This window comes from Actinomadura physcomitrii (assembly GCF_008923205.2).
Lineage (GTDB): Bacteria > Actinomycetota > Actinomycetes > Streptosporangiales > Streptosporangiaceae > Spirillospora > Spirillospora physcomitrii.
Genome location: NZ_WBMS02000087.1, coordinates 1 through 9,840, shown reverse-complemented (window position 1 = coordinate 9,840; position 9,840 = coordinate 1). Strand labels below are relative to the sequence as shown.

The 9,840-nt window shown below is 74.6% G+C and carries 10 protein-coding genes; 4 read left to right on the top strand and 6 right to left on the bottom strand.

From position 1 onward, the window contains the following. From F8568_RS46260 to F8568_RS46250, 3 genes are all read left to right on the top strand, one after another. Positions 1-248, top strand: a 248-nt coding sequence (locus F8568_RS46260; RefSeq protein WP_160573973.1) for an XdhC family protein, incomplete at its 5' end; no start/stop codon positions are given. 20 nt (positions 249-268) lie between these two features. Continuing rightward, on the top strand, positions 269-874 hold the full coding sequence (locus F8568_RS46255; protein ID WP_151600523.1) for a nucleotidyltransferase family protein: 606 nt from the start codon (positions 269-271) through the stop codon (positions 872-874). A gap of 31 nt (positions 875-905) precedes the next feature. Continuing rightward, positions 906-1,181: a hemerythrin domain-containing protein gene (locus F8568_RS46250; protein ID WP_151600522.1), complete on the top strand. Its 276-nt coding sequence runs from the start codon at positions 906-908 to the stop codon at positions 1,179-1,181. A 6-nt stretch (positions 1,182-1,187) separates the two neighbouring features. Here F8568_RS46250 and F8568_RS46245 read toward each other — a convergent pair whose 3' ends face one another. Beyond that, positions 1,188-2,399, bottom strand: coding sequence for a DUF6986 family protein (locus F8568_RS46245; protein ID WP_151600521.1), 1,212 nt, complete (start codon positions 2,397-2,399; stop codon positions 1,188-1,190). A gap of 152 nt (positions 2,400-2,551) precedes the next feature. Here F8568_RS46245 and F8568_RS46240 point away from each other — a divergent pair, with 152 nt between their 5' ends. Beyond that, positions 2,552-4,138 carry an MDR family MFS transporter gene (locus tag F8568_RS46240; RefSeq protein ID WP_202126178.1) on the top strand — a complete coding sequence of 529 codons (1,587 nt, stop codon included), beginning with the start codon at positions 2,552-2,554 and terminating at the stop codon, positions 4,136-4,138. Between the two features lie 131 nt (positions 4,139-4,269). Here the strand turns inward: F8568_RS46240 and F8568_RS46235 are convergent, their stop codons facing one another. The 5 genes from F8568_RS46235 to F8568_RS46215 form a co-directional block, all read right to left on the bottom strand. Further along, positions 4,270-4,530: a peptidoglycan-binding domain-containing protein gene (locus F8568_RS46235; protein ID WP_151600520.1), complete on the bottom strand. Its 261-nt coding sequence runs from the start codon at positions 4,528-4,530 to the stop codon at positions 4,270-4,272. A gap of 154 nt (positions 4,531-4,684) precedes the next feature. Then, positions 4,685-5,812, bottom strand: a complete 1,128-nt coding sequence (locus F8568_RS46230) for a hypothetical protein (RefSeq protein WP_151600519.1) — start codon at positions 5,810-5,812, stop codon at positions 4,685-4,687. 120 nt (positions 5,813-5,932) lie between these two features. Further along, positions 5,933-6,841, bottom strand: a complete 909-nt coding sequence (locus F8568_RS46225) for an aldose 1-epimerase family protein (protein WP_151600518.1) — start codon at positions 6,839-6,841, stop codon at positions 5,933-5,935. Between the two features lie 29 nt (positions 6,842-6,870). Next, positions 6,871-8,283 carry a YlbE family protein gene (locus tag F8568_RS46220; protein ID WP_151600517.1) on the bottom strand — a complete coding sequence of 471 codons (1,413 nt, stop codon included), beginning with the start codon at positions 8,281-8,283 and terminating at the stop codon, positions 6,871-6,873. Beyond that, positions 8,280-9,722, bottom strand: coding sequence for an FdrA family protein (locus F8568_RS46215; RefSeq protein WP_328601330.1), 1,443 nt, complete (start codon positions 9,720-9,722; stop codon positions 8,280-8,282). Before F8568_RS46215 ends, F8568_RS46220 begins: the two co-directional genes overlap by 4 nt. Between the last annotated feature and the right edge of the window lie 118 nt (positions 9,723-9,840).

The window sequence follows — 9,840 nt, the reverse complement described above, 5'->3', positions numbered from 1 at the left end:
CACGCGCCGGGTACGTCGGCGCGATGGGGTCGCGGCGCACCCACGACGACCGGCTCGCCCGGCTCCGCGAGGCCGGCCTCACCGGCGCCGAGCTGGCGCGGCTGCGCTCGCCGATCGGGCTGGACCTCGGTGCCCGGACGCCGGAGGAGACCGCGGTGTCGATCGCGGCGGAGCTGGTGCAGCTGCGCTGGGGCGGGTCGGGGCGGCCGCTCACCGACACCAGCGGCAGGATCCACGCCGGCGGCTAGCCGCGGGCTACCCTCGGCGGATGACCGCGAAGGAATTGGACAGGCAGGGCGCGGAGCCGCCGGCCGGCCTGCTGCTCGCCGCGGGGGAGGGCAGCCGCCTGGGCCGCCCGAAGGCGCTGGTGGAGCTGGACGGGGAGCGGCTCGTCGACCGTGGCGTGCGGACGCTGCGGGACGGCGGCTGCGCTCCGGTGCTGGTGGTGGCGGGCGCCGCGCAGGTCGAGGTGATCGGCGCGGTCGTGGTGCCGAACCCGGACTGGCGCGAGGGGATGGGCTCGTCGCTGCGCGCCGGGCTCGCGGCGCTGCCGCCGGGCTGCCCCGCCGTGGTCGTCGCGCTCGTCGACCAGCCGCGGGTGACCGCCGCCGCGGTCGCGCTGCTCGTCGCGGCCTACGACGCGGGCGCCGAGATCGCCGCGGCGACCTACGGGGGCGCGCCGCGCAATCCCGTCCTGCTGCGGGCCGGGCACTTCGCCGCGGTCGCCGAGGCCGCGGTCGGCGACATGGGCGCGCGCGGCTTCCTGCGCGCCCACCCCGACCTGGTGACCCCCGTCCCCTGCGACGCCGTCGCCTCTCCCGACGACATCGACACCCCCGAAGACCTCGCCGCCTTCACCCGCCCAGACCGTTGACTTGTGGCGTGTCGTGGTTAAGCGGCCGTCCATGACCACGACACGCCACAACTCAACGAGGGCGTTCCCCGGCCTCGCCCCCGTCATCGGGCGGCTCCGCCGCGAGCACACCGAGGTGACCGGGGCGCGCAGGGAGCTCCAGGCCCTGGTCGACGACCTCGACTCCGCCGACCCGGCCCGCGTCCGCGCCGAGCTCGACCGGATCACCGCCGAGCTGGACGCGCACTTCGCCTACGAGGAGCAGCAGCTCGGCGCCGTCCTCAACGCCGTCGGGCCGCTGTGGCGCACCGGCCCGCGCAGCGCGTAGCGCAGGCTAGGAGGCGGGCAGGACGCTCTCGTCGAGGGCGCCGCAGTCGACGGCGCGGCGCAGCCGGTCGGTGAGCGCGCGGATCGTGGCGGGCTCGTCCAGCACCCCGCCGGTCGCGGCCTGCTCGTGCCACGCGCGGACCCGGCCGATCACCTCGTCGGCGCCGGTCAGGTGGAAGGCGTACACGGCGGCGTAGCGGCTCGGCAGGTGCGCGGGATGCAGGTCCCAGCCCTGGTAGAAGCCGTGCCGCAGGGAGTGCCCGACCTGCGCGGCGTGCGCCTGCCAGGTCGCGTTGACCTCGTCCGGGCCGTCGTTGCGCGGGATCACGTTGGACGAGCCGTCCGACAGCCGGACGCCGGTGCCGGCGAACGCGACCTGCATGACGTGCCGCGCGAAGTCGCAGGCGGGATGGTCGAGGCGCTGCTCCTCGGGCGGCAGGCCGAGCGCGGCGGTGTAGTCGAACACGCCGAAGTGCGCGGCGGTGAGCCGGCCGCCGGCGGCGGCCGCGATGCCGGGCAGCCCGATCCGGCCGTCCGGGGTGAAGATCGCCTCGGTGGTCTCCACCTGCACCTCGAAGCGCAGGATGCCGGGCGGCAGGCCGAGCGCGGTCTCCAGCCGGTCCAGGTACTCCACGAACAGCGCGACGTGGTCGGCCGCGACGACCTTGGGGAAGGTGATGGTGAACCCGCCGGGCAGCCGGCCGAGCCGGTCGCGCAGCGCGGTGAGGAACCCGTCGAGGGTGCGCATCGCGCGGTCGTGCCCGCCGTCGGCGAACGACTTGACCCGCACGCCCCAGTAGTGCGGCAGCCCCTTGACCTGGTAGGCGGCGGCGACGGCCTCGACGACCTGGGCGATGTGCGCGTCCTCCTCGTCGTCGGGGCGCACCCCGTAGCCGTCCTCGAAGTCGATCCGCACGTCCTCGATCGGCTCGCGGGCGAGCTTGGCGGCGACCCGCTCGCGGACCGGTCCGGCGAGCTCGGGGTCGAGCCCGAACGCGGCGCCGAACGAGCCGGCGCCGGGGGTGTGGGTGTTCAGCAGGCGCAGCGCCTCCGCGCCGAAGTCGGCGGGCGTCGAGCGGGAGAACCGGTCGGCCGGGACGTAGACCGTGTGCACCGGCTGGCGGCCGTCGGCGCCGCCGGGGAAGCGCTCGCGGTGCTCGTCGCGGACGGCGGCGATGCGCGCGGACAGGTCGTCGAACGAGGAGACGCTGAGGTTCACCCCGCCATGATCCCCCAAGATCCGGGCGATTGTCAGGAGGCGCCCGTTCCGGGCCGGTGACCGGTCCGGTTCCTCCGGATTGCGGCTACTATAACTAGCCGGGCGGCAAGTAAGTGGGTTCCCGTGTCGCGGGACCTCAGGGGAAGGTGACCATGACCGAACACGGGACGGCCGAGCGCCCGGCGCTCAGCACCCGGCAGATCTACATCGCCATCTTCGGGCTCATGCTCGGGATGTTCCTGGCGATGCTCGACAACCTGATCGTCGGCACCGCGCTGCCGACGATCGTCGGCGACCTCGGCGGGCTGGAGCACCTGTCGTGGGTGGTGACGGCGTACACGCTCGCCACCGCCGCCGCCACCCCCATCTGGGGCAAGCTCGGCGACCTGTACGGCCGCAAGGGCATGTTCATGACCTCGATCGTGGTGTTCCTGGTCGGGTCCATGCTGTCCGGGCTGTCGCAGAACATGGGGGAGCTGATCGGCTTCCGCGCGCTGCAGGGCCTCGGTGCCGGCGGCCTGATGGTCGGCGCCATGTCCATCATCGGCGACCTGGTGCCGCCCCGCGAGCGGGGCCGCTTCCAGGGCATGATCGGCGCGATGATGCCGCTCGCGTTCGTCGGCGGGCCGCTGCTCGGCGGCTTCCTCACCGACCACCTCAGCTGGCGCTGGGCGTTCTACGTGAACGTCCCGATCGGCGCGGTCGCGCTGGTGGTCATCGCGTTCGGGATGCGGCTGCACACCGCCCGCATCAAGGCCCGCATCGACTACGTCGGCGCGACCCTGCTGACCATCGGGATCGTGTGCGTGACGCTGGTCGCGAGCTGGGGCGGCTCGCAGTACCCGTGGGGGTCCGCGCGGATCATCGTGCTCGCCGTCGTCGGCGTCGTCGCGCTCGCGGTCTTCGTGTTCGCCGAGACCAGGATGCCCGAGCCGATCCTGCCGCCGCGGCTGTTCCGCAGCCGCAACTTCACCGCCGCGCAGATCCTCAGCTTCATGGTCGGCGCCGCCATGTTCGGCGTGGTCAACTACCTGCCGCTCTACATGCAGACCGTCCAGGGCGCCAGCCCGACCACCAGCGGCCTGCTGCTGCTCCCGCTGATGTTCGGGATGCTCGCCATGGGGCTGCTCAGCGGCCAGCTCATCACCCGCACCGGCCGCTACCGGCACTACCCGATCATCGGCGGCGCGGTGCTGACCGGCGGGATGTTGCTCCTGCTGATGCTGAAGGTCGACACCAGCACGCTCACCAGCTCGCTGCTGACCCTGGGCGTCGGCGTCGGCATGGGCCTGATCATGCAGAACACGATGCTGGTCACGCAGAACAGCGTCGAGCTGCGCGACATGGGCTCGGCCAGCGGGTCGGTCACGCTGTTCCGCACCATCGGCGGCTCGCTCGGCGTCGCGCTCCTCGGCTCCATCTACAACAACCGGTTCGAGGACGAGGCGGTCCGCCGGCTCGGCGCGGACGCCGGCCACAGGCTCGCCTCTGGCGGCCAGCACGTCACCCCCGACCTGCTGGCCAAGCTGCCCGCTCCCGTCCGCGAGGCGTTCGAGTCGGGCGTCACCAGCGGCGTGCACGGCATCGCCATCGGCGGGACGGTGCTCGCGGCGATCGCGTTCGTCGTCGCGTGGTTCATCAAGGAGGTCCCGCTGCGCGGCAGCGGCCCGGCCTCCAAGGCCCCCGTCGAGAAGGCCGCCACCGCGGTGGACGCGGTGCCCGCGACCGAGTCGGCCTGACCCGCGCCGCGCCGCGGCCTGGAGCGGGCACCTGGGCCGTGGCGCGGTGGCGCGGGCGTGCCGTCGTGCCGACCGCACGCCCGTGCCCGAGCAGGAGACGGCGCCGCCGGGCGCCGTCTCCCGGCCCCGCGCTAGTTGATCGGGGCCTCCCAGGTGGCCTTCCAGGTGATAGGCCCTACGATCCCGTCCACCTGCAGGTGCTTGCGCTTCTGGAACTCGCGGCAGGTGTCCTCCGAAACCGGGCCGTAGACGCCGTCAACGGTGATCGTCCAGCCGCGGTGGCCCATCTGGGCCTGCCACGTCCGGACGTCGTCGCCCTTCATGAGCGGCGGCTGTTTGAGGTTCCGGCCGGGGAACGGCGGGGCCTTGACCGGTGCGGTCTGCTGCGTCATCGGTCGCTCCCTTCTCTGTCGGTTTTCCCGTCCAGACTGCGCGGCGACCCGTTAAGCGAGCAATCCAGTCCAGGGCATATTACGGTAGATAGCCGCTGATTGGCGTGATTAGCCGCATGGACGGCTATTTATGCATTACTCGGAAATTCAATATTCAAGCGCGCGCCGGTTTGTGGACGACGGCCGCGCGGGGCGGTTCCGCCGGGCCCCGCACGTCCGCCAGGACGGCCTGCCCCTGCCGGTCCACGAACTTGGTGAACAGCTCCTGCGAGTACCCGAAGACGACGGCCCACGCGATGATCTGGCCCGCCGAGTCGAGCGCGCTCAGCCCGGGAATGAACCCGCCGCGCATCAGCAGGAGCCCGAGGACGGCGGTGAGCGCCCCGGTGGGCAGCTTCAGCAGGGCCAGCGCGACCGGTATCCCGAAGGCGGTGCTGGTCCCCCTGACCTTGCGCAGCGCGGCGGCCGCGGCGACGCTCGCCGCCGTCAGCCCGATGAACTCGACGGCGAGGTAGTCGGCCCGGCCGGCGGTGTCCGCGGTCGCCCGGGCCTTGCCGACGTCCGGAATCTGCTCCCTGGACGCCGTCGGGCAGACCGCCGCGACCCCGCCCCTCAGCGCGGGCGCCGCCGGAGGGTTGAAGCACAGCGGCACCACCCTCGGCCAGACCATCGAGACCACGGCCACCGCGATCGCGAGGCCGGCGAGGAAGACGGTGGTCCACCGGACGAGGCGCGCGAAGCTCTGGGCGCGCAACTTCTCGCGCAGTTCGGCGTCCCAGGCGGCCTTCAGCGCCTCCACGATCGTCATGAGCCGGTCGGGCGCCAGGGCGACGTCACGGGACGCCTCCTGCGCGGCCCGGACCTCCAGCGCGATCCGCTCGACGGCGGTCCTGCGCTCGTCCTCGGCGCTGAGATGCAGCCTGACGGCGGCGAAGATGCCGGGGAGGCACGGCTCGAGCTCCTTCGCCGGAAGGGTCCGCAACCAGAGCGACAGGGCCGAGTTGATGTGCAGCTGGGCGGCGGTCACGTGCGAGGCCCTCGGGCTGCGCCGGTGCGTGCCGAAATCGATCACGCTCTCGGCCCGGCGCAGCTCGCCGCGCGCGCTCTGCAGCAGCTTCGCGTGCTCCGCGGACGTGGGCGCCGACGCCTCCCGCGCCTCGATGAGGGAGTCGAGCTCGCGGGCGTGGGAGCGGAGCTGCTCGCACAGCGTCCACGAGCCGCGCTCGCGGCGCCATTCGTGGAACCTGGCCGCGAAGGGCCGCCGCGCAGAGCGCTCGTCCATGGCGTCGCCACCCTTCCGGAGGAACAGCACCGAGAATTCGACGTGCCCAGCGGTCGCCCGCTCGTGACAATGGTGACGTCCCCGTGGAATGCGCCGACCTGAACGGCCGCCAAGAGGCGCTTATGGCTGGGTCACGATTCCCCAGGAACCGGTGAAGCGCTCGCCCGGCTTGAGGTCGACGAGGCCCTCGCCGGACGCGAACGCGTTGGGCGGGCAGGTCATCGGCTCGACGCCGAGGCCCTCCCGCGGGCGCGGCGCGTTGTCGGCGGTGTAGATCTCCATCCAGGGGTGCGCGTCGTCGGCCCACAGCCGCACGGTCCGGCCGTTGCCGCTGAGCGTCACCCAGGCCAGCCCGTCCTCGTCGCGGTGCACCCCGGCGAACGCGTTGTCGATCCGGCGCGCGCCGAGCAGCGGCCCGTCCCGCAGGTCGCGGTCGGTGCCCGTGACGTCGGCGTCCCCGCCGACGGGGATCATCCGGTCGTCCACCGGGATGTACCGGTCGGCGCGCAGCGTCACGGTGCACTCGTCGATCGGCACCCCGACCGTGAGGTAGGGGTGGGCGCCGTGCCCGTACGGCGCCGTCCGGGCGCCCGGGTTGGACGCCGACATCCGGACCCGCAGCCCGTCCGCCGCGTCGAGGCTGTACTCGGCCTCCAGGTCGAGGCGGAACGGGTAGCCGCCGGTGGCGAGCAGCCGGTGCGTCAGCCGGACCCGGTCCGCGGCGTGCTCGGCGACCCGCCACGCCGCCCACCGGACGAGCCCGTGGATCGCGCAGTCCAGGCCGGGCTCGGACACGTCCAGCTGGTAGTCGGTGCCCGCGTAGGTGTACCGGCCCCGGTCGACGCGGTTCGGCCACGGGATCAGCAGGTGCCCGAACGCGGCGGGGGCCGGCTCGTCCGCGCCGTGCGACAGCACCAGCGGCCGACCGTCGTGGGTCAGCTCGCGCAGGCTCGCGCCCGACTCGGTGACGACGGCGCGGTAGGGCCCGGCCGCGATGGCGTACTGCTCTCCGGTGATCGACTCGGTCATGTCCCGGACGGTACCCCCGCGCAGGGCCGCTACGCGATCTCCGCGAGCGCGTGCAGCGCCGCGCCGAACACGTTCGACGGCGGTTCGACGATCCCCGCGCCGACCTGGCCGGTCCCGGCCTCCCGCCCGGCGATCCCGGTGTCGATGACGGGCAGGATCCCGGTCCGCACGACCCGCGTCACGTCGATCCCCGCCGGGGTGCCGCGGAACGACAGCAGCGGGATCCGCAGCGCCGGATGCTCGGCGAGGGTGATCTCGTACATCCGCTGCGTCGCGGCGACCGCGTCCGGCACCTCGCCGCCGACGAACCGGACGATCGCCGGCGCCGCCGCCAGCGCGAACCCGCCGACCCCCGCCGTCTCGGTGATCGCCGAGTCGCCGATGTCGGGGTTGGCGTCGTCCGGGCCGTACCCGCCGAGGTAGAGGCCGTCCGGCACGCCCGCCGGCCCGGTGAACCAGCGGTCGCCCGTCCCCGACACCTGGACGCCGAAGTCGGTGCCGTTGCGCGACATCGCGACGACCATGCTCGACCCCGGGACGTTCCGGGCCGCGTCCGCGCACGCCTTCGCCGCCGCCATCCCCGCGTTCAGGAAGAAGTGGTCGTTGCCGGCGGCGAACCGGAGCACCTCGGCGGCCCGGCCGCGCGGCACCTCCTCGGCGGCGGCGAGGTCCGGCCCCAGCTCGCGCAGCAGCAGCGACGTCGCCGCCCGGTTCCGGTTGTGCAGCTCGTCGCCCATCTGCAGCGCCTGCGCGATGACCGCCATCAGGTCGAGCGGGCCGTGCCGCCGCACCGCCGCCTGCAGCGCCGGACCGAGCACCTCGCTCATCCAGACGAGCCGCTCGATCACCTCCGGCCCGTACGCCCCGTACCGCAGCACCTTCCCGAGGCCCTCGTTCAGCGAGCAGCACGCGGTGCCGCCGTGCTCGGCGTCCTCGACGACCAGCATCCACATCGACGGGGACACCACCCCCGCCATCGGCCCGACCGCGCCGTGGTGGTGGCACGGCTCCAGCACGGCCGCGCCGCGCTCCAGCTCCCGCTCGGCGCCGCGCGGCGTCTCCGCGAGGCCCTCCAGCATCATCGCGCCGATCAGCGCGCCGCGCATCGGCCCGGACGCCCGGTCCCACTCCAGCGGCGGCCCCGCGTGCAGGAACGTCCCCCTCTCCAGGCCGAGCACGTCGCTCGCCGGGCGGACGTCCACCAGGTGCGGGCGGGCGGTCGTCATCCGCCGCACCGCCTCGGCGTTGGCGTCCGCGTGCCCGGGATCGCCGAGCACCGCCGCGAGCGCCGCCTCCGTCCCGGGCGGCGGGGGCCGCCAGTCGACCCGCTCCACCGGCACGGCCTGGTCGTCGAGCGCGTCGGCGAGCACGTCCACGCCCGCCGCGACGACCCGGGGGTCGCGCGTGAGGAGGCCGCCGAGCGGCGGCCGCACGTCCGTCATCCGGACACCCCCTCCACCAGCGCGACCGCGTGCCGCGCCGCCTGCGCGTTCGAGGCGAACACCGCGGCGCCCGCGTCCCGCAGCGCCGCCGCCTGCCGGTCGCGGCCCTGCGGGTCGGCCGGCGTCCCGCACAGCGACACCACGGCGGCGAGGTCGGGACGGTCGCGCAGCGCCGCCTCGACGGCCGGGGCCAGCGACGCCGCCGGATCCGGTTCGGCGCCGTGGCCGAGCACCACGTCCAGCAGCAGCACGCCGCACGCCGCGTCCGCCGCCTCCCGCGCGACGGCCTCCAGCCGCAGCGTCGGGTCGATCATCGGGTGGGCGCGGCCCCGGGTGTAGGCGTCGTCGCCGAAGTCGGTGAACCGGTGCCCGCGCGCCCCCAGGTCCCAGCCGAGCGCGTCCCGCGCGATGACCTCCGCCTCGTCGCGGAGCGTCCCGCCCGCGAACAGCCCCCGCAGCGCCCTCCCCGGGGGCACGCGCCGGGGACGCGGCGCGGCCCACCGCGGCCACTGCGGGACGGTCAGCCCGAGCGCCTTCAGCGCCTTCTCCACCGCCTGCGTCAGGTCGTCCTCACCGGGCGCCGGCAGCGCGAACACCACGGGCGTGTCCAGCCGCCGCGCCGCCTCCCGGATCAGGTCCGCGACCTGCGGCGCGGGCGGCTTGGACACCAGCACGATCAGCTCGGTGCCCGGATCGGCGTCCAGCGCGGCCAGCGCCGACAGCGCGGACCGGCCGCTGACCTCCGGCGACAGGTCCCGCCCGCCGACCCCGAGGACGTGCCGGACGCCCGCGCCCGCCGCGTCCAGCAGGCACATCACCTGCTGCGCGCCCGTCCCGGACGCCGCCACCACGCCGACCGGCCCGGGCCGCACCGCGTTGGCGAACCCGAGCCCGGCGCCGCCGACGACCGCCGTCCCGCAGTCCGGCCCCATCACGATCAGCCCGCGCCGCGCCGCCGCCTCCTTCAGCGCGATCTCCTGCGCCACCGGCACGTTGTCACTGAAGATCATCACGTTGAGGCCGGCGTCGAGCGCGTCCATCGCCTCCGGGAACACGTGCGGGCCCGGCACCGACACCAGCGCGACCGTCGCCTCGCCTCGCGCGGCGGCCGACGCCGTCGTCCGCGGGGCGGGCGGCGCACCGAGCACCCCGCCGTCGCCGGGGGCGCTCGCGGCCTCCTCCAGCAGCGCGTCCAGCGCCTCCCGCGCCCCGTCGAGGCCGCCGTCCTCCGCCCGGACCGCGACGACCAGGTCCGCCGGTCCGGCGTCCGCCGGCACCGCGAACCCCATCCGCGCGAGCAACTCCAGGTTCGGCTCCGTGCCCATCGCCGTCATCGCCGACGACACCTCCGGCCGCTCCGCCAGCAGGCGGCTCACCCGCATCAGGGTGACCGAATCGCGGTAGGCCCCCCGCCGCACCTCGACCCAGTCGGCGCTCACTGGTGCACCATCCTCTTGTCGGTAGCCGTGAGGCTGCTGATGCACCCGAGGTGCCGCCGGGTCACCGCCCCGCTCGCTCGACGCGTGGACGTCCAGCATGAGTTCTGCGGGATCCGGC

What these genes read in the sequence shown, in the direction of transcription:
- F8568_RS46235 (WP_151600520.1), bottom strand. Translation starts at nt 4,530, where the DNA reads ATGACGCAGCAGACCGCACCGGTCAAGGCCCCGCCGTTCCCCGGCCGG.
- F8568_RS46225 (WP_151600518.1), bottom strand. Translation starts at nt 6,841, where the DNA reads ATGACCGAGTCGATCACCGGAGAGCAGTACGCCATCGCGGCCGGGCCC.
- F8568_RS46220 (WP_151600517.1), bottom strand. Translation starts at nt 8,283, where the DNA reads ATGACGGACGTGCGGCCGCCGCTCGGCGGCCTCCTCACGCGCGACCCC.
- F8568_RS46240 (WP_202126178.1), top strand. Translation starts at nt 2,552, where the DNA reads ATGACCGAACACGGGACGGCCGAGCGCCCGGCGCTCAGCACCCGGCAG.
- F8568_RS46250 (WP_151600522.1), top strand. Translation starts at nt 906, where the DNA reads ATGACCACGACACGCCACAACTCAACGAGGGCGTTCCCCGGCCTCGCC.
- F8568_RS46230 (WP_151600519.1), bottom strand. Translation starts at nt 5,812, where the DNA reads ATGGACGAGCGCTCTGCGCGGCGGCCCTTCGCGGCCAGGTTCCACGAA.
- F8568_RS46255 (WP_151600523.1), top strand. Translation starts at nt 269, where the DNA reads ATGACCGCGAAGGAATTGGACAGGCAGGGCGCGGAGCCGCCGGCCGGC.